Source organism: Enterocloster citroniae, from assembly GCF_040545455.1.
Lineage (GTDB): Bacteria > Bacillota > Clostridia > Lachnospirales > Lachnospiraceae > Enterocloster > Enterocloster citroniae.
Map to the genome: position 1 here is coordinate 22,054 of NZ_JBEPLZ010000034.1, position 18,525 is coordinate 40,578.

At 44.9% G+C, this 18,525-nt stretch carries 18 protein-coding genes; 11 read left to right on the plus strand and 7 right to left on the minus strand.

The annotated features are described in order from the left end of the window. Positions 1–37 precede the first annotated feature (37 nt). The 3 genes from ABID13_RS26065 to ABID13_RS26075 all read right to left on the minus strand — a co-directional run bounded on the left by ABID13_RS26065 (position 38) and on the right by ABID13_RS26075 (position 4,025). Entirely contained in the window at positions 38–1,042 is a 1,005-nt protein-coding gene (locus ABID13_RS26065) for an ABC transporter substrate-binding protein (RefSeq protein WP_007860142.1), read from the minus strand. Positions 1,043–1,209: 167 nt separating this feature from the next. After that, positions 1,210–2,940 carry a KAP family P-loop NTPase fold protein gene (locus tag ABID13_RS26070; RefSeq protein WP_048931170.1) on the minus strand — a complete coding sequence of 577 codons (1,731 nt, stop codon included), beginning with the start codon at positions 2,938–2,940 and terminating at the stop codon, positions 1,210–1,212. Next, positions 2,940–4,025, minus strand: a complete 1,086-nt coding sequence (locus ABID13_RS26075) for an N-6 DNA methylase (protein ID WP_166436647.1) — start codon at positions 4,023–4,025, stop codon at positions 2,940–2,942. Before ABID13_RS26075 ends, ABID13_RS26070 begins: the two co-directional genes overlap by 1 nt. A 331-nt stretch (positions 4,026–4,356) precedes the next feature. On the opposite strand from ABID13_RS26075, the gene ABID13_RS26080 reads away from it, so the two are divergent. From ABID13_RS26080 to ABID13_RS26090, 3 genes are all read left to right on the plus strand, one after another. After that, positions 4,357–4,944, plus strand: a complete 588-nt coding sequence (locus ABID13_RS26080; protein WP_048931198.1) for a class I SAM-dependent methyltransferase — start codon at positions 4,357–4,359, stop codon at positions 4,942–4,944. A gap of 120 nt (positions 4,945–5,064) precedes the next feature. After that, the gene (locus tag ABID13_RS26085) at positions 5,065–5,775 is read left to right on the plus strand and encodes a hypothetical protein (RefSeq protein WP_007860134.1); all 711 of its coding nucleotides are present in this window, start codon (positions 5,065–5,067) and stop codon (positions 5,773–5,775) included. Between the two features lie 56 nt (positions 5,776–5,831). Next, positions 5,832–6,647 (plus strand): Cof-type HAD-IIB family hydrolase, encoded by an 816-nt coding sequence (locus ABID13_RS26090; RefSeq protein WP_048931168.1) that lies wholly within the window; start codon positions 5,832–5,834, stop codon positions 6,645–6,647. Positions 6,648–6,727: 80 nt separating this feature from the next. Here the strand turns inward: ABID13_RS26090 and ABID13_RS26095 are convergent, their stop codons facing one another. After that, a complete protein-coding gene (locus ABID13_RS26095; RefSeq protein WP_048931167.1) occupies positions 6,728–7,156 on the minus strand; it encodes a hypothetical protein in 429 nt (142 codons plus the stop codon). Between the two features lie 74 nt (positions 7,157–7,230). Next, the gene (locus ABID13_RS26100; protein WP_048931166.1) at positions 7,231–9,162 is read right to left on the minus strand and encodes an NAD(P)/FAD-dependent oxidoreductase; all 1,932 of its coding nucleotides are present in this window, start codon (positions 9,160–9,162) and stop codon (positions 7,231–7,233) included. A 302-nt stretch (positions 9,163–9,464) separates the two neighbouring features. Here ABID13_RS26100 and ABID13_RS26105 point away from each other — a divergent pair, with 302 nt between their 5' ends. From ABID13_RS26105 to ABID13_RS26115, 3 genes are all read left to right on the plus strand, one after another. Then, on the plus strand, positions 9,465–10,301 hold the full coding sequence (locus ABID13_RS26105; protein ID WP_048931165.1) for a MerR family transcriptional regulator: 837 nt from the start codon (positions 9,465–9,467) through the stop codon (positions 10,299–10,301). 167 nt (positions 10,302–10,468) lie between these two features. Then, positions 10,469–10,663 carry a DUF6783 domain-containing protein gene (locus tag ABID13_RS26110; RefSeq protein WP_082082679.1) on the plus strand — a complete coding sequence of 65 codons (195 nt, stop codon included), beginning with the start codon at positions 10,469–10,471 and terminating at the stop codon, positions 10,661–10,663. A gap of 17 nt (positions 10,664–10,680) precedes the next feature. Next, on the plus strand, positions 10,681–11,001 hold the full coding sequence (locus ABID13_RS26115) for a YerC/YecD family TrpR-related protein (RefSeq protein ID WP_007860127.1): 321 nt from the start codon (positions 10,681–10,683) through the stop codon (positions 10,999–11,001). A 134-nt stretch (positions 11,002–11,135) separates the two neighbouring features. On the opposite strand, the gene ABID13_RS26120 is transcribed toward ABID13_RS26115, so the two are convergent. Next, positions 11,136–11,753 carry a DUF1836 domain-containing protein gene (locus ABID13_RS26120; protein WP_007860124.1) on the minus strand — a complete coding sequence of 206 codons (618 nt, stop codon included), beginning with the start codon at positions 11,751–11,753 and terminating at the stop codon, positions 11,136–11,138. A 220-nt stretch (positions 11,754–11,973) separates the two neighbouring features. Then, positions 11,974–12,333 carry a DUF6076 domain-containing protein gene (locus ABID13_RS26125; protein WP_048931164.1) on the minus strand — a complete coding sequence of 120 codons (360 nt, stop codon included), beginning with the start codon at positions 12,331–12,333 and terminating at the stop codon, positions 11,974–11,976. A gap of 357 nt (positions 12,334–12,690) precedes the next feature. Between ABID13_RS26125 and ABID13_RS26130 the strand changes: the two genes are divergently transcribed. The 5 genes from ABID13_RS26130 to ABID13_RS26150 all read left to right on the plus strand — a co-directional run bounded on the left by ABID13_RS26130 (position 12,691) and on the right by ABID13_RS26150 (position 18,207). Next, positions 12,691–13,569 carry a MurR/RpiR family transcriptional regulator gene (locus ABID13_RS26130; RefSeq protein WP_048931163.1) on the plus strand — a complete coding sequence of 293 codons (879 nt, stop codon included), beginning with the start codon at positions 12,691–12,693 and terminating at the stop codon, positions 13,567–13,569. A gap of 317 nt (positions 13,570–13,886) precedes the next feature. Beyond that, complete coding sequence (locus ABID13_RS26135; protein ID WP_048931162.1) at positions 13,887–14,363, plus strand: tripartite tricarboxylate transporter TctB family protein; 477 nt, start codon at positions 13,887–13,889, stop codon at positions 14,361–14,363. 31 nt (positions 14,364–14,394) lie between these two features. Next, complete coding sequence (locus ABID13_RS26140) at positions 14,395–15,465, plus strand: tripartite tricarboxylate transporter substrate binding protein (protein WP_048931161.1); 1,071 nt, start codon at positions 14,395–14,397, stop codon at positions 15,463–15,465. An 18-nt stretch (positions 15,466–15,483) separates the two neighbouring features. After that, positions 15,484–16,998, plus strand: coding sequence for a tripartite tricarboxylate transporter permease (locus ABID13_RS26145; RefSeq protein WP_048931160.1), 1,515 nt, complete (start codon positions 15,484–15,486; stop codon positions 16,996–16,998). Between the two features lie 15 nt (positions 16,999–17,013). Continuing rightward, complete coding sequence (locus tag ABID13_RS26150) at positions 17,014–18,207, plus strand: enolase C-terminal domain-like protein (RefSeq protein ID WP_048931159.1); 1,194 nt, start codon at positions 17,014–17,016, stop codon at positions 18,205–18,207. Positions 18,208–18,525 lie beyond the last annotated feature (318 nt).

Below are 18,525 nucleotides of genomic sequence, written 5' to 3' on the forward strand. Positions count from 1 at the left end.
GATCCAGATGCGGCAGGCTTTTTGAACGCTGTAACCATTATTTTGCAGCAGCCTCAGAGAACTGCGTGGTCACAAGTTTCTCATAAGGAACCCGCTCTGACAGCTCGCCGGCTTCCTCCAGTATATTTTCCAGAAGTTCAAAGCTTTCCTTTTCAAATATGGTGTCGTCCTTCCAAGTGTCCTGGTCCTTGTAGCGTCCCACGATGGTAGCGATTTTGTCCACCGGAGTTTCCTTGAACTGAGGGGCAATGGTCTTTGCAATCTCCTCGGCAGAGTGGGAGTTTACATAGTCCATGCCTTTTTGGATGGCGTTTGTAAATTTCTGGATCAGCTCAGGATTTTTTTCCATATAGCTTTTCTTTGTACAGTAGGCAGTATAGGGAACATAACCTGATTCTGTTCCCAGGGATGCTACAACGGTTCCGCTTCCCTCGCTCTCCAGTGTGGTGGCGAATGGCTCAAACTCCACCGTGTAATCAGCGTCATTGGATGTAAATGCAGCTGCCGTCAGACCAAAGTTAATGCTCTGGTCAATCTCCAGGTCTGTCTTGGGGTCCAGTCCGTGTTTTTTCAGGATGTACTCAAATACCATCTGCGGCATGCCGCCGGCACGTCCTCCCAGGACCTTTTTGCCCTTCAGGTTCTCCCATTTAAAATTATCCTCAGGCTGGCGGCCCACCAGGAAGTTGCCTGCCCGCTGGGTCAGCTGTGCGAAGTTTACAGCGTAGTCCTGGGAACCTTCCTGATATACATAGATGCTGGCCTCTGAGCCCATGAATCCGATCTGCGCATCCCCGGAGATGAGTGCGGTCATTACCTTGTCGGCGCCCGCGCCGTTGACCAGGGTCAGGTCAATGCCCTCGTCCTCAAAGTAACCCAGCTCGATGGCTGCGTACTGGGGGGCATAGAAGATGGAGTGGGCTACCTCGTTGAGTACCAGCGGCGTATTGCCGGAGGAAGCCGTGCCCGGGGCCTTTGCACAGCCGGTAAGGGCAGCGGCTGCCATGGCTCCTGCCAGTAATGTGCATAATATTTTTTTCATAACAGACTCCTTGTGTATTCACTTATAATATAGTTTATTAGAGGGGACATGGACCGGTGAATAAAAATGGAAGGCTGCAGAGGGAAAATACCAAAAAAAGAGGCATCCAAACCCGCTGCTCTCTGGTTGGTGCCTCGCTTTTTAGAATAGATCAGAGCACATATCCGTTAAATTGGCTCATTTGTATTTGATTTGACATACAGATAGATCCTGTTATCTACATGAAATGCCCTCAGGAATTTCAGCAGATAGTTTTTTAAATCTTCACGCCCGTAATGCAGGATGATATCCTGACCATGGATGCGCTTAATGGTAGATTTTTTATATCCCAAATCAGAATAGTCATCGTTATCTTTATCCCTGTCCAATCGATAAAATATCCGGTCCGGCAAACCATACTGGGCGGTTTTTGACCGGTCATTTACCAGCTTTATAAAATCGGAAGGATTTACAGTCGTTTCCAGAATTTTGCAAAAAGCTTCTGTAAAACTGGCTGCAGGAATTATCCCGCCATCATCAATGGAAAATCCCTCAATTACAAGCTTTTTAAGGTCCAGAATATCCGTGAGCAGTTCTTTGTCATGCTGTGTGCTGTTTACCGCATTGGAAGCAGTCATTTGCGACTGGTCTAATAAGTTTATAAATATTTCAAAATCATCTGAGTCATCATCCAGACCCATATCCCTTGTATCCGAGTGAATATACTCATTTAACAGAGACAGCAGGTTATGGGTCTGCTTATAATTATAAGAACCCGCCTTCTCGTTCCACAGCGACAGCTTATCAGCAAGAAAATCTGAGTAATTCGGAAATAAGGGATCGGAATCCTTTTTAAAAGAAAATACCGTGTTACTGTCAACATCCGTCCATTCCCTTGTGCTGGTCAAATATTGATACAGCCTGTCATCACAGAGCTGAATACACAAAATTGCCAAAAGCAATACATTTGTTTTGTGATCATCCTGGCTTACCTTTAAAATGTCCCTGATCAGTTCAAAGGTATTTAACAGCCGTTTGACCGTTCGGGGGTTGGCGCCCACACTATTTTTAATAATATCACTGATGATCTGTGAATCCTCATTCAAATCAATTCCCATGCTCTCAAATGAAGTCATCAGAAGTTTGTCCATTTTATAAAATGCAACCGGGATACGGAAGGGAACCTGGATCATTTTATCAAAAAAGCTTTTACCCTTTTGATACATCAGGCCCTCGCCGTACTTCTTGGAAACACCCAGGGTAACCACCTCGTAATCAATGGCCAAAACAAAGATACATCCCGGCACATCCAGAAATATCTTGATTATTTCCAGCAATTCCACTGCACGCTCCGGATTCAGCCTGTCCAGATCATCGATGAAAATAACGATTCGGCGAGGAGCCTTTTTCACAAAGGAATGGATCGCTATCTCAAATTCCTTTGTGAACTTTTTGATATCCTGATAAAAACTGCTGTTCAGATTAAATAACTCCTCAAAATCAGTTTCCATCTGAACAGAACAATTCAGGAGGGAATAGCTGGCGTTGATCTTTGTCTTTTTAAATATATTTTTCATCATGGATGAAAAAGTGTTTACTATTTTTTCCGGAGCAGAAACCGACTTCAGCACTTCGGTGGTAAGTTCACTGAGAAATGCAATGGACAGATCGTCCTCGGATGAAAACTGGGCGTAATGCCAGGTATTAAAATACAGGCACTTTAAATTGGGCTCGGTTAATTTCCCCATGATCATGTTCATCATTGAGGTTTTGCCGGATCCCCAGTCTCCCTGCAATGCAATGGTCAACGGGGTCTCGCACTTTTTGATAAAATCAGCCAACCCGGTGTAATAGCGGTCCAGGTCGAATAGATCAGATTCCATGGTATCAATTGGTAGATCACGGTTGCCTTTTGCCATTAGTAAGCTCCTCCTGTATTGAGAGAGATCAGATTCCTGATTTTGTTGGAAAATTCTTTTTGCAGATCCAGAGGAGGAAACAGATATCCCTTCTCATAAATGTCGCGCTGTGTAATATATGGTTTGCCGGAACCTGTCTTGTATTGATTCAAGTTCATAAAGTTCAGAAGATAACAAAGGTATTGCAGGTCGGTTTCCTTATAATATAAGGATATGTAAATTGCGTTGCCAGTTATAAAGCCGGGCTTATCAAGGATGGATGCCTGTCCGCAGTGTTCGCCCACCCGATTGATAATAATGGTGGGAATGGGTCCATGGACATTGCATTGATCGGTGGATGAATAGCTCCCATTGGCACCTATGACCGGATACGGTCCCCCATGATCCGATGAAACAATCTTTGTTCCGGAGCGCAGCTTAAACAGCTCCTCCCCTCTGATGGAGGGAAACCCTTTATCGAGAAACATTTTCCGGAACAGATCAGAGGCAATGCTGCTGTTTTCCAGCTTTTTATCCGGAAACAGGGATAACTGCTCATAGCCGCTTTTCTGGTCATTAGAATGGTCTTTATTTGATGAAAGTCCATATTTTTCAGGTGCAAAAAAGTAATCAGGTTCTGTAATCTGCTCCCTGGACAAGCGGAAGGATACGGCATCCGTGTGATGGAAGAGATGGGAAAAATGGCCGTGGTACAGATTGATATCCCGGCAGTTCCTGAAATCGTTTATTTCAATGTATTGATTGGCAGGATCGCTTTTTTTAAAGGTAAGGATACATGTGTTGACCCTTGCCTTAAACAGGCCTAACGGAAGCAAAAAGATAGACAGTATCTCAAAGCTTTTATATAAACGTTCTCTGATGGGATGATCCGCCTGTCTGCTTAAAAAACCGTAGGGCATGATGACGCTGGCACTGCCGTTATCCGCCAGGGTATCCATGGTGCGGGTCAGCATCTTTGACTCCAGCCTTCCGATCCCTCCTTCATAGGCAAAGGGCGGGTTTGCCAGAATGAGATCAAACTGGTTTGGATCGTGGTCATCTGAAACAGAGCAGCAGATATCAGGACCGGCGTAAAAACCCATCATTTTTATATTTGTTTTCTTTTCGTCTCTTAAAAGTCTGGAAAGGGTAAACAGAAGAGAGCCCGCCCCACAGGCCGGATCTGGAACCGTGTATTCTTGGAGCTCAAGCGCATGCTCCATTAACGAAATGATAGATAGAACAGTTTTTTCTTTTTCGGACATAGTTGTATGCGATTATCCTCCTGCGATCAATACGGCATGATTAATTTTATTATAAGTCATCCATTACCCAAAATCAACGAGGGATTGATCTACATTACCTCTACATTGTAATTGCAGGCCCAATTAAAAAATGATAAAATGGTCCATATATCATAAGAAAGGTGCGGTCAACATGGGTGATTCATTACGGTACTACAACCAGCATGCCAGAGAGTTCTTTGACAGTACAAGGGATGTTGAATTTACACAGATACAGGACCGGTTTCTTGGCTATCTGAAACCGGGGGCCAGAATCCTGGATTTCGGATGCGGATCAGGAAGGGACACAAAGTATTTTATCAGCAGAGGATATATGGCGGATGCTGTGGACGGCTCTGTGGAGCTGGTAAAGATCGCATCTGAATATACCGGCACAAACGTCAGACAGATGTTTTTTCAGGATCTGGATGAAAGGGAGACATATGAGGGGATCTGGGCCTGTTCCTCTATTCTGCACCTGACCTTTGATGAACTGGCGGACGTGTTCGGGAAAATGCACCGTGCGCTGGTGCCCTGCGGAGTCCTCTATACCTCCTTTAAATATGGGACAGGGGAAGGGGAACGGAACGGTAGGTATTTTACGGACATGACAGAGGAGAAAATGGAAGGGCTGCTAAAGGCCGTCCATGGATTTGCTACTTTGGAAATGTGGGTGACGTCTGACGTGCGTCCTGGGAGAGATGAGGAACAATGGCTGAACATGATTTTGAGGAAAAGATAAAAAAGGCAGATGGGGGATGTGATCGAATACAGAACAATGGACTACTACCGGAAAAGGTATGAAAGAAAGAATTCTTAAACTTATGTGGGTCATGAAACGTGATGCGAAGGAGGGAGTTGCATGGATATAAAAAATGAATCTGGTTTTCCTACGGGGAGCTTGTTATATATTTTACGCAGTATAAAAAAGGGGACATGCAAAGAAATATTTAAACTTGAAAAAGATGAGGATTATATTGCTTTTCTAATTGATTTTTTGAAACTATGTGACTTGAGTATAAAGCAGATACAAACCGTAAATAGGAATACTAGGCAGAAAAAGTTGGATTCAGTTAATGATCTAAAAGAAGCAATGATCCATTCTTATATGAAAAAAGGTTCATTTAATATTGATCTTGAGAGTATTATCAAAGACGACATGACGGGCAGGATTGAGGCCTGCGATGATTTCCTCATAGACAACTGTTCTGTACCAAAGGTGGAACAGGAAGCGTTAGATAATTTTATTGAAGAGATTAATTCCCTGAGAAATGATATAAAAGAAGCAGAAATCAATGAAGAATTAAAAGATATCATACTGGTGCATTTAAACAGTGTATATGAATCTATCCTAAAGTATAATTTGTTTGGCATGGAGGAAGTGAAGGATAGTGTAACCAGGACAATAGGTACCTTATGCCTGATGACCAATGAGTGTAAGACAGAAACTGATAAAACGGTCATGAAGAATGTACTTGCCCTAATGTCAAAGTTCAATACTGTATTCGGTTTTTTTAAAAATGCAGGAGGCGCTGTGAGAATTGCGGATACCATCATTAAACTGATTCAATGATCACTGCCAATGTTTTAATCAACCACGATAAACACACAAACGAGGAGAAAAATAGAATGAACTACAAAATCATCGTACTGGACCTGGACGGCACCTTGACCAACCGGGATAAGATCATCACCCCGAGAACAAAAAAAGCCCTGATGGAAGCCCAGGAAGCCGGAAACATCGTGGTTCTGGCTTCGGGCCGTCCCACGCCCGGAGTGGAGCCTTTGGCTAAAGAACTTGAGATGGACCGCTTTGGAAGCTATATCCTGTCCTATAACGGAGGAATGATCACCAACTGCAAAACAGGGGAGGCGGTATTCACATCCCTCCTTCCCCTTGAGTCCAACCAAAAGATCATTGGACTGGCGGAGGAGCACCGGGTGGATATCCTGACCTATCAAGGCGGGGATATCATTACCAATAACAAGGAATGCCCTTACGCTGTGGTGGAATCCAACATCAACCACCTTCCCCTGCGTCAGGTAGAGGACATGAAATCCTATGTGGATTTCCAGGTTCCCAAGTTCCTGATGCTGGATGACGGGGATTACCTGGTGACCGTGGAACCCCGGGTAAAAGCAGCCATGGGGCGTGACTTCAGCGTGTACCGTTCCGAGGAGTATTTTCTGGAGGTAATGCCAAAGGGAATTGACAAGGCCCAGTCCCTGGAGCGCCTGTTACACATCCTTGGACTGGAGCGTGAGCAGATGATTGCCTGCGGTGACGGTTATAATGACCTGACCATGATAAAGTACGCGGGCTTGGGGGTGGCCATGGAAAATGCTGTTCTGCCTGTGCGCAACGCTGCAGATTACATCACTGCCTCCAACAACCAGGACGGGGTGGGCCTGGTTGTGGAGAAGTTTATGCTGGGACGTGCATGAGAATGATATATAATGCAATGCCATGCAATGCGATGTAATGCCATGCTACCATGCAGCAGTGATGCAAATCTAAATAAGGATCAATGAGTCAGGATACCGGCAATCCGTTCGCATACCGGCATGAAAATAATGAGCACCATATAACCGGACATCAGAAGATACGGCAGGGCATGGGGCCATACCGCCAGTATGGCGCCGCCAACTGCCACAAACTGGCAGAAAAAACTAATACAGGTGATCAGTACAAGACCTCCGATGGCTGTGGATACCAGATGGCATCCCAGCCTGTTTTTAATTCCGATCCGCTCTGTAAACATCTGCCCCCATGCAGGAGCCGGGATCAGATCACAGATTGTATACCCCACGGCCATACTGACCACAAAACTCTGTATAAATGCCAGGGAGGTTATGGCGCCGGCTATGGATAAGCCCACATAGGTCAAAACCAGTCCCAGGGCTATGTTGATTAAAAAATTGATGATCCGGCCAAAATGTTGTTTTCCTATCATATGTATTTTCCTCATTTTTTGTTTTATATATGGACTGTAAACGCCTGTATGGATTTGAATCTATTGACCGGGCATTACCCATGATATCCGGCATAAAAACCTTCACTGGAAGCCTGGATCGCCTGCCGGGCTTTTACGGCATCGCCCACCGTCACTGTTTCGCAGATACCCTCCAGTTCATCTTTAAGCGGACAGAATGCCCGGGTTCCGATGGCCAGCACAATGGTATCGCAGGGCAACAGCGTGACGGTATGGCCCTGTTTGACCAGCGCGCCTTCTTCTGTGACGCCTGCCAGGCTGGTCCCGGTCAGGATATCAACGTAACAGCGTCTCAGACAGTCCTTCAGGTCATCGCGGATGCCTGCCTCCATGTCAAGGGCAATCTCATCCCTCATCTCAATGACGGTAACCTTTGATTTGCACTGCATTCCCAGATAAGCAGCTGTCTCAGAGCCCACCATTCCTCCTCCTGCCACCAGGACATTCATGCCGGTGTCGGATTTTCCCAAAAGAACGTCCTCTGCCAGGACCACATTTTTATTGTGGATTCCAGGAACCTGGGGGATAATTGGCTTTGCGCCTGTTGCCAGGATGACCTTATCCGGCTTTGCGGACCTTACCATGTGGGCGGTCAGCTCTGTGTTAAGGTGCAGGTGGATATTGTCATGCTTTTTGATTTTCCGGTACAGCCATGCCGTATAGGTGGCAAATTCTCCTTTGTAGGGGGGATAGGCGGCGGAAATAAACTGTCCTCCCACGGTGCTGTTCTTTTCAAACAGCTCAACCTGGTGCCCTTTGAGTGCGGCTCCCCTGGCTGCTTCCATTCCCGCGATTCCCGCGCCTACAATGAATATTTTTTTGGCAGAGGGCGTTTGGGAGTAATCCAGTTCAAACTCATGGCCCAATTCCGGGTTGACCATACAGTAGATCGGCACGCCCTGGTAGGTGGAAGCCGTGCACCCCTGGAGGCATCCGATACATTGACGGATTTCATTATTGCATCCACTCCTGGCCTTTTTTGGCCAATGGGGGTCTGCCAGGGAAGCGCGTCCCATGGCAACAAAATCCGCCTTGCCTGAGACAATGATATCCTCCGCCATACATGGATCTGAAATGCGCCCTACGGTGATGACAGGAATATGGAGAAAGCTCTTTGCCTCAGCGGCAAAATCAGCGTTCCAACCGTGATGCTGGAAAAAGGAGGCCACTATTCCAAGAGAGGAGCGGACGCCGTACATGCCATTGGACAGGTGGATGGCATCAGCCCCCATTTCCTCCATATCCCGCAGCATTTGGCGGCTTTCGCTCATGCCCCGCCCGCCTTCGGAATTTTCCTGGGCGGAGAATCGGATGATCACCGGATAATCAGGACCTGCCTGTGTTCTGATTTCGCTGAAAACTTCGCGGAGGAAACGCATCCGGTTGTCATAGGTCCCGCCGTATTCATCAATCCTGTGGTTGCAGTTAGGAGACAGGAATTCATGGATCAGATACCCGTGGGCTGCGTGGATCTCCACTCCGTCAAAACCGGCCTTCCTGGCATTTAGGGCGGTTGTTCCAAAGTCCTTCACCAGCTGCCGGATATCCTCCGTTGTCAGTTCACGGGGGATCTCTTTGTTCCAGGGACAGGGAACAGGAGAACATGACACGGGCTGTATCCCGCCGTTGACATGGCGGTTTGCCTGGCGTCCGGCATGATATATCTGACAGAAGATCTTTGAACCATGACGATGGATGGCATCGGTCAGCTTTTGGTGGCTTGGTATCTGCTCCTCCTTCCACAGACCGGCCACGGCCGGATAGCCGGCTGCATGTTCATTGATCCTGTAATCCTCAGTGATGATCAATCCCCAGCCGCCCTTTGCTTTTTCTTCATGATAGCGAATATACTGTTCGGTGGCATTTCCGTCAGGGCACATGTTGGCGACCATGGCCGGGACTACGAGACGGTTAGGAATTTCACAGTTTCCTATGTGATAGGGTGTAAAAATACGTTCTGCTTTCATATGGAATCCTCCTGGTTTAATTGGTGTACTCCCGGAGTCTCCCGGCACTCAGATTTGCGGGGGCGCCGGGGAGACTCCGAGCCTGCACATTGGTTGAAAGGAGTATAAACCTTATGGTTTCTGTTAAGTCAATCCCAATCTTATGGGGAAAATCCAACAAAAAACAATGTGATTTTCTTAACAAAATATGAGTTCTATTGTATACTAAGTCTAACTTATAAAGATCCATGACTGAAAACCCTAGGGTGGGTATCAGGTTTTATTATGCCTCCGGGATTTTGTTTTGGGGAAAGAGGAAGACAATGGAAGAAAAGTACAAGATCGGCACGATCTCTAAATTATTGGGGATACCTATACAGACTCTGCATTATTTTGAGGAGTGTGGGTTTGTAACTCCCAGCAAGGACAGTAAAAGCAATTACAGATATTATGATGCATGGGACGTGAATTTTCTGTTGGACAGCCGTTATCTGCGCTCCTTTGAGTTCTCAAATGCAGAAATAGAGGAGATGATCAACCGGGATGATTTCCAGAAAATGAATGCCAGATTTGCAGACCAGGAGAGAAAACTTTTGAACCTGATCCAGCATTATCAGGATATCTTGGATGAACTGCACAGTGAGAAGGACCGGATCAACAGGCATAAGGACCATTTGGGCAAATTTAAGGCGGACAAAAGTCCCAGGATCTTTTTTGATCCATACCGCCGGAACAATGACTTCACATCCATGGCCAAAGGCGAAGGCGGGCTGCCGGATATTACACAGTGGCTGGACAGTATGCCCATTGCAAGGGCTACCTTTCAAATCCCAGGACATGGACTTGATCCTGGAAAAAAGGAAGGGATCGAGTATATCTGGGGGTTTTCCGTACCCACGGACAGAGTGAGGGACCTTGCCTTGTCCATGGAGGAACATGTTGAATATTGTCCTTCCAGGCAGTGCCTGTATACGGTGTTTAAAGCTTATGGGAGGAATACATTTACCAAATGTCTTTATGAGCAGGTGCTGCAGCCAATATGGGATATGGGGTATGAGATCACGGAATCACTGATCGGGCGGCTGTTGATGCGTATACATGAGGATGGGGTGTTTACCAGGTATTTTGAGGTGTGGGTCCCGGCGGAAAAAATGGAATAGCGGCAGTGCCACGATCCTGCCCTAAGCACCTCTGAGCACACTCTAAAACTTCACATTGAAAAAGTGATGTCACATATGGACTTTCAAACTTTAATATGCTAAAATGAATAAGTATGAGGCTTATATGGCCTGTGCCTTTATATGAGGGGCAATTATTCTAAAAACACATGCGGCCCGGGGGAGCGGGAGTGTTTGAAATTCATTTCCGTCATCTGTATGTCCCGCTTCGCGGTATATTTGGCCCAAGCTCATTTGACGCAGCTCCCTGCGCCGCGTTCATTTGGGCCAGATCTCCCATTAAGCGGGGCGCACAGATGACAAAAGGTAATGTTCAAACATACCCCAGACCGTATGAAACATAAGGAGAGAGAACCAGGACATGAACAAAAAGATTAAAACGGATGCAGTGGACCATTTATTTGATGCCATACTTACGCTTAAAAGTCCGGAGGAGTGTTATAAATTCTTCGAGGACGTATGTACGATCAATGAGCTGCTGTCACTGTCACAGCGCTATGAGGTTGCCAAGATGCTGAGAGAGGGCAAAACGTACTTGGAGATTGCGGACAAGACAGGAGCATCCACAGCAACCATCAGCAGGGTGAACCGGTCCCTGAATTATGGAAGCGATGGATATGACATGGTATTTTCCAGGCTCCAGGTGGACTGTGGAACAGGGGAGCCGGAGAATAAAGAATAGGCAGATGTATTAAAACACGAAACCTTTAGAGCATGAAAAGAACGGATAATCCGCCGGATGAGAGGCTGGAATATCCGTTCTTCTTTTATTGATCTGAATCTATCGTTAAATTGATTCTATCGTTAATTTGCGTCTTATTTCTTACGCTGCGGCGGGTTCTCCTCCCGCAGCTGGTCTGCGATCATCTCGATCATCTGCGTCTTCAGATAGACATCAAAGGACAACTCACATATGAATGAAAAAAGCTGCAGATAATTCTTATCCTCCTCATCCACCGGCACGTCCTGGAAGGTCTTGCGGGAACGGGCGAACTTGGCGGTGACATCCTTCATCAGGTTGCCCATCTCACCCTTTTCCAGGGTAAATACCTCGGTATAAATATCCTCCAGGGACAGGGGCGAATCCTTGCCTGAAAAGTGTCTGGATGTGATGGGGCGGAACAGTTCCTCAATATCATGAAAGGATAGCAGGCTCTTGAAATAATAGATAAATATCAGCATGAGCATGTGGTCCTTGGAATACTTCTTCTTAACGGGCGGAGGGAGCAGGTTGTTCTTGGCATAGTTGTTGATCATGGTCTTGGTCAGAACCTTGTCCTCAGGGTGCCGCCGCATGTCTTTTAAATGGCTTTCCATAAAGGTAGTAACCTGGTCCATATATAAATCAATGTCAGGTATATCTTCCGGCTTAACATGGGACAGGCCTCCCAGATAGGCCAGCAGATCCCGAACGCGTTCTTCATTTGTCTTCATCTGTCAGTCACCTCTGTCTTTAAAATCACATTGCTATATCTATTATATAGTATTCAATACTAGATGACAAGGGGCAAATGTCCTTTATTTTGTAAGGGTTCTGGGAGGTGAAAAATATAAAACCGAATTTTTACACCAATTTTACACCAATTATTTTAAAATTGCAATATTGAGGGAATGAAAAGAGCCGGGCAGCGGAGGGGATGCGCCTGGCGTTAACTCATTTGTTGTCTAAATATTCTTTGAATTGATTAATAATATCATCCGAGGGACTGGAGGAATATTCTGCAAGAGAAGAATCACGTTTATTGGCGGCAGCCTCCGCCCAAAGTCTAAAATCCTCATTAGATATCTTATGGTTTGATAGGTGGGCGTACATCCGCTTGTAAGCCTTTTCGTATTTTAATATGGGATTGTCTTGCACTTTTTTCTTTCTGGCTTTCATTGCTGCAAGTTTCTTGCAGGTGAACTTTTCACCATCTGGAATCCTGTCACAATAATCTGTGCTGTAGTCGCCTTTTAATACAAAATATTTTCCACAGTTTTTGCACTTTTTGATTCTAATATTGTGTTCAATCATTTTATGGGCACCTCTAAAAACTGCCCTGATTTGACGCAAAAACCTTACAGCTTCATACCCTGTTAATACTTGTTTGGTACAATAGATGCATCACCGCGTAGTACCGAACGGTACGCTACGTGATGTGGAAAGGGAGGGTCAAATTTCCCCTATCCGATTGGAATAGACAGGGAGCCCCCGCATCGAAAGATAAAACGGTGTGGAGACTCCTTTTTACATCTTTTGATGAAAATAGACACCAAAAAAGTCAGTATATGTGGTATTATATTTAAGAGAAGATATCGATACAGCAACTGCTATTATGTGTTGGGACAGCACTGTTGGACCACCGGTATAATAAGGGGAGGAGTAATGCATATGTCTGATATATCCGGGGAAACTCTAGCAACTGAAGATTTTGAATATGTTACCCGTATTCGCAGCCAATACGCTTTTTTGTCAAAGCAGCAGAAAAAGATTGCCGATTATATTCTTACACATCCTGATTCGGGTTTGTATTCATCAATTACATTGCTGGCTAAGAAGCTTGATATTTCCACCGCTACCATATCACGTTTCTGCCAGGTACTATCTTATAAGGGATTCAGTGAAATGAAGCTATATATGAATAAAAAAACGCTGTCATCCTCAATTGAGAATAATCTTATAAAAAATAGCGATTCGCTGTCCGTTGTTTTGCAGAAGCTGGCTCTTAGCGCTTGTGATGCCATAAATGATACAATCCGGATCCTGGATCCGGCTACGATCTCAAATGTAGTGGATGAGTTTTTGAATGCAAATATCATTAACTTTTATGGGCAGAGCGGAGGGTATATTTCTGGTTTATATGCTAAGCAGCTTTTACTACGGGTCGGCGTGCTGAGTCAGGCAATTAATGATAATGTGGATATGCAGTTAGCAGCATCCACATTAAAAGCAGGCGATGTAGCGGTAGGGATTGCTTACAGCGGTGAGGTGAGGTCGGTTATAAAAGCAATGGAGACAGCATCAAAAAACGGAGCAACCATTGTTGCAATCACTGCAATTCCTAATTCCAACATGGCAAAATTTGCGGATTATACTCTTTGTTACAGCCCTGATATTCCGGATGACCTTTACTATTTACATCTTGGGAATATATGTGAAATCAGCATTCTGGGTGCAATACAAACCGAAATTTTACGCCGCCCTTCTCAGAATAAATATATCAGTGGTTGCAGGGATGTGATCTTAAAGAGCAGAAAGCGTATCAAATAAATTGGAATATTAGAGAGTGGCAGATATCCGGCCATTTTCCCGCCGTCCTGAATTGCTGCAGAAAATGAATAAAAATTAGTATGGCCTGGGCACTTTAAGTATACCAGGCTGATCTTTTATTAACGTAACGAAAGATGAACTGAACTTTTGCTGTTTTCAGCTTTAAATCAAATAAAATGCAAAAGTTTTCATAATAGGCTTGTAAATAGTGAAAATGCGTGTAGTATAGTTTGATTTGCATTTACTTTTAGCGTGAGGGATTATATAATTTTATTATCAGAGCGCGCTGATAGAGCAAGATGGGAGGTAGAAATAATATGCAGGAAAATCGAAAGGCATCATTTGTTAAGCAGAAGGATTTCTATGTATCCATTGTAATGTTTGTAGTTGCATTTATAGTAAAGATCGAGGCTGATAAGATCAGGATTAGGGAAAGCTGGTTTCTTCCTAATGTATTATTTTGGATTATGTTTATATGTGCCGGTGTGCTGCTGATCCAGACAATCATGGGAAGAACGGGGGATAAGGACAGCGGGGCCATGGGTTTTTCAAAAAGTGAAATGCTGGGAAATCTTTGTATGATACTGTGTTGGATCGTGATGCCATGGCTTGGATTTTATTCGGCAATTTTTCTTCTCATAGTCGCACTCATGTTGATTATGGAATGGAGGAAATCGGTGTCAGGATGGTATTGTGTGAGTATCCTGGTTAAAAGCCTGATAGCCGCGGCAATCCTTTATATCAGTTTTGCTGAATTGTTTCACATGGTAACTCCTGTTGGCCTTTGGATTTAGAAAACAATGGAGATATGATGGAGGTAAAAATATGCTAAGGAAAAGATGGATGATATTGGCGGTTGCTGCAGTGATGGCAACTGGAACTGCCTGTGGGATGAAAGAGAATATGGCAGCGCGGGCAACACAGGAGCAGTCTGACAAGCAGCAGGATACAAAAGAACAGGCGGTAAAGGCACAGACCCCGGAACAGAAAGAGACAGATAGTTATCCGGAAAAAGATGTTACTTTTATCATTCCTTTCTCAGCTGGCGGCGGAACAGATGCATTGATGCGTATGGTTGGTGCAGAGGTGGAGAAAGTGGCGGGCCATGCATTTATTATTAACAACATGCCTGGAAATGGAGGGGCGGTTGGCACGGCAGAGCTGGTAAAGGCTGCTCCGGACGGATATACCATAGCCGGTACTTCAGTTTACGATGTACTGGGATCTGTCTTTCTGGGTGGGGACAGCGTAAAATATACGGAGGCAGATTTTAAATACATCTGCGGCGTGAATGTGGATGGTGAGATATTTATTGCAAACCCATCCACGGGTTTTGAATCCATAGAGGAAATGATTGAGTTTGCTCAGGAACATCCGGGAGAACTGACGGTATCCACATCAGGTGTCACGCACAATCTATTGTTGGGAATTTTAGAGGATCAACTGGGTGTGAAGGTGACAAATATAGCTTATTCAGGCGGAGGTGACAGTTTTAATGCGTTAATGGGAAATCATGTGGATGTAGCTCTCATTGGTAAACGGTTTGCATCTCAAGTGGAGGGGACAGACTTTAGAGTTCTCTGTGTGATGGCGCCGGAAGAAATTGCTTCTCTTCCAGGTGTACCAGCTTTCTGCAACGTATATCCTGAGGTTAAGCTTCCCGTGAGCAGCCGCTTGATTATTGCGCCTAAGGATGTGCCGGAAGATGTGGCAGAAAGGCTGGAATTGCTGATTAAAGAGGCCACTGATACAGAAGAATTCCGGAATAAAATGGCGGAATCCGGCGATTTGTATCAGTTTACGACAGGTGAAGAGGTAGAGGCAGCCCTAACTGAGGCGGGAAAAACACTGAAGGCGGCAGTGGAAAGAAATCCGGCTGTGTTTGGCCTGGAATAATGAAAGTGAGGACAAAGCATGTTTGATCAGCTTTTGGGAGCAGCCATTTCCAGTTTTTCTCCCCAGTGTCTGTTATTTAATATCATTGGAGTGGTTATAGGAATTGTCTTTGGCGCATTTCCAGGATTGAACGGTGTGGTAGGTATTGCATTGTTGATGCCATTGACTTATGGGACAGACCCTGTGGTAGGTATTACCATGCTGGCTGGAATTTATATGGGGGCAACGTATGGTGGTTCAATTTCTGCGATATTGTTAAATTGTCCCGGAGCGGCCGAGGCTGCCTGTACGGCAATAAATGGAAATCTGATGGCTAAATCGGGAAGGGCTAAAGAAGCACTTTTATATTCTGTAATTTCGAGTGGGATTGGAGGATTTTGGGGTTGTATCATTTTGATATTTTTCACACCGGTTTTAGCCTCATTTGCCCTAAAGTTCGGGCCTCCGGAGATGTTTCTTGTATGCCTTGGGGGACTTTCCATTGTAGGAAGCTTGATGGGATCATCTATGGCAAAAGGGTTTTTTGCAGTGGCTGTCGGTGTCTTGTTTTCCATTGTCGGAGTCGACAATTTAAGTGGAAATTATCGATTTACAATGGATTCCCTTCAGCTTTCTGCAGGTCTTAATTTGGTCCCAATGGTGGTAGGTCTGTTCGCGGTATCTGAAATGCTCTCATTGATGGACAAAACAGACGACAGCAGTGGACTTGTTAAGGTGAATTCTCAGGATATCCATCAGAAGCATATCTGGTGGGTGATTCTGATAAAGGAATGGTGGCTTACTTTAAAGTCGGCGGCTATTGGAATATTGATTGGCGTATTGCCTGGAACAGGCGGTGCAATTGCTTCGTTTGTGGCATATGGCGAGGCTAGGAGGACTTATGGCAGCAATCATGATTTTGGGAAAAACATGGGAGATGAACGAGGGATTATTGCTCCTGAGGTAGCCAATAATGCCGCAGTGGGTGGGAGCCTGGTTCCATTATTGGCGTTAGGAATACCGGGAAGCTCTTCCTCCGCGCTTTTATATGGGGCATTGACGGTTCACGGAATTATTCCGGGGCCCAAGCTGTTTTCAGAACATGGCGTGCTGGCATATGCGCTGATGTTTTCATTGATCATCAGTATGTTGGTGATGGTGTTGGTAGGCGTTAACTTTTCTAACCTTTTTTCTAAGATATTGCTTGTAAAGACAAAATATATTGTGCCTGTGGTTATGGCTTTGTGCCTGATCGGTTCCTATAGTGCTAGAAATAGCCTATTTGATGTGGCGGTATGTGTTGTTTTTGGCATGGCGGGACTGTGGATGAAACGGGCGGATATACCACTGGCTCCTGTACTGATCAGTTTTATACTAGGACAGATGCTGGAAGAAAACTTTCGCAGATCCCTTTTAATAGCTAATGCCAAGAATATGGGAGTATTACGATATGTATTTGTTCGTCCCATATCTATTGCCCTGGTAATTATAGTAGCAGGATTGATTTTTGCAGATTTAAAAATAGCCCTGAGAAAGAATAATGCAGAAGATTAAGGAGCTTTATTCCATATGAAGATAGTTGATATTAAAACAATTTTAACCTGCCCTGGACAAAATTATCTGTTTATTAAGGTCATCACAGATGATCCCGACATTTATGGGATTGGGGATGCATCCCTAAATGGGAGAGAAAAGGCTGTTTCAGATTTAACGGACGAATATCTAAAGCCTATGCTGATTGGAATGGATCCGGACAATATAGAGGAAATCTGGCAGCTGATCTACCGTGGCACATACTGGCGGGGCGGCAATATTATAATGGGTGCGCTGTGCGGGATCGATATGGCCTTGTGGGATATTAAAGGAAAAAGAGCGGGACTTCCCCTATATTCCCTGTTGGGAGGAAGGGTGAGAAATAAGGTACTTTGTTATTCCCATGTATTAGGTGAGACAAATCAGGATAAAGTAGAACAGGCAGCAGAGTTTGTGAAAAAACGTGGCCTGAGGGTGATACGCCTGCGCGCAGGGCTGTCGGCCGCAAACGGTACCCTGAACAGCACAGAGGCGCAGAATGCTCCCAAGATAGAGAAATGGGATCCGGAGTTCTATGCAGATGAAATGATTGAATACTTTGCAAATATCCGTAAGGTGGTAGGGCCAAAGGTGGGAATTATTTTTGATTTGCATGAGAGATTCAGCCCAGAGAGGGCAATCTACATAATGCGGAAGCTGGAGAAATATAACCCATTTTTTATTGAAGATCCTATTGCTCCGGACTGCACGGAGAGCCTTAAGTCTGTTCGGTCCCATACCAATGTGCCTATTGCGTTTGGTGAACTTTACAAAAGCCGCTGGGAGTGCCTTCCTGGAATTACGAACCGATGGCTTGATTTTATCAGGTGTGATCTGATCAGAATAGGTGGAATTACGGAGGCACGTAAGATTGGAGCGATAGCGGAAACTTACGATGTTAAAACTGCCTGGCATGGACCTAATGATGTCTCACCAGTCACCCATGCGGTAAACTGGCATTTGAATGTGTCGGCCTATAATTTTGGTATTCAGGAAGATGGCACGGTAGATGACAAAATTAATAAAGTGATCAAAGGCGGACCTGTTTACAGGGACGGATATCTGACGATGGAAGATACCCCGGGGATTGGCTGTGATATTGATGAGGAGGCGGCAAAAATGTATCCTTACCGCAGGGCATATATTCCGGTTTGCAGAAGACCGGAGGATGGCAGTTTATGCGACTGGTGACCAGAATTTGAACTGTACTTGAATAACATTAAAAAATAGTAAAAATCACAGGATGCAAGCCTAAGGCCGCGTATCATGATATATAGCTATAGGGTAAGCGTCAAATCAGGGCAGTTTTTAGAGGTACCCTTAAGATCAATGATTTATAATTATTTTTTTCTTTATAGGAAATTTCGATTTTCGCCGAGTTATTGAATGAAAATAGCCCGCCATAAGGCGGGCACAGACTGTAGACAACTAGCCTCCTAATAGGAGGCGGTTGTCTTTTTTCTTTCACTCAGGATTTCGATGTAGTATAATAGTACTATACGAAAGTGA

Coding starts and splice junctions, on each gene's coding strand:
- ABID13_RS26110 (WP_082082679.1), top strand. CDS start 10,469: ATGCGGCCCGGGGGAGCGGGAGTGTTTGAAATTCATTTCCGTCATCTG.
- ABID13_RS26080 (WP_048931198.1), top strand. CDS start 4,357: ATGGGTGATTCATTACGGTACTACAACCAGCATGCCAGAGAGTTCTTT.
- ABID13_RS26065 (WP_007860142.1), bottom strand. CDS start 1,042: ATGAAAAAAATATTATGCACATTACTGGCAGGAGCCATGGCAGCCGCT.
- ABID13_RS26120 (WP_007860124.1), bottom strand. CDS start 11,753: ATGAAGACAAATGAAGAACGCGTTCGGGATCTGCTGGCCTATCTGGGA.
- ABID13_RS26075 (WP_166436647.1), bottom strand. CDS start 4,025: ATGATGGGTTTTTACGCCGGTCCTGATATCTGCTGCTCTGTTTCAGAT.
- ABID13_RS26100 (WP_048931166.1), bottom strand. CDS start 9,162: ATGAAAGCAGAACGTATTTTTACACCCTATCACATAGGAAACTGTGAA.
- ABID13_RS26070 (WP_048931170.1), bottom strand. CDS start 2,940: ATGGCAAAAGGCAACCGTGATCTACCAATTGATACCATGGAATCTGAT.
- ABID13_RS26150 (WP_048931159.1), top strand. CDS start 17,014: ATGAAGATAGTTGATATTAAAACAATTTTAACCTGCCCTGGACAAAAT.
- ABID13_RS26140 (WP_048931161.1), top strand. CDS start 14,395: ATGCTAAGGAAAAGATGGATGATATTGGCGGTTGCTGCAGTGATGGCA.
- ABID13_RS26095 (WP_048931167.1), bottom strand. CDS start 7,156: ATGATAGGAAAACAACATTTTGGCCGGATCATCAATTTTTTAATCAAC.
- ABID13_RS26085 (WP_007860134.1), top strand. CDS start 5,065: ATGGATATAAAAAATGAATCTGGTTTTCCTACGGGGAGCTTGTTATAT.
- ABID13_RS26135 (WP_048931162.1), top strand. CDS start 13,887: ATGCAGGAAAATCGAAAGGCATCATTTGTTAAGCAGAAGGATTTCTAT.
- ABID13_RS26130 (WP_048931163.1), top strand. CDS start 12,691: ATGTCTGATATATCCGGGGAAACTCTAGCAACTGAAGATTTTGAATAT.
- ABID13_RS26145 (WP_048931160.1), top strand. CDS start 15,484: ATGTTTGATCAGCTTTTGGGAGCAGCCATTTCCAGTTTTTCTCCCCAG.
- ABID13_RS26105 (WP_048931165.1), top strand. CDS start 9,465: ATGGAAGAAAAGTACAAGATCGGCACGATCTCTAAATTATTGGGGATA.
- ABID13_RS26115 (WP_007860127.1), top strand. CDS start 10,681: ATGAACAAAAAGATTAAAACGGATGCAGTGGACCATTTATTTGATGCC.
- ABID13_RS26125 (WP_048931164.1), bottom strand. CDS start 12,333: ATGATTGAACACAATATTAGAATCAAAAAGTGCAAAAACTGTGGAAAA.
- ABID13_RS26090 (WP_048931168.1), top strand. CDS start 5,832: ATGAACTACAAAATCATCGTACTGGACCTGGACGGCACCTTGACCAAC.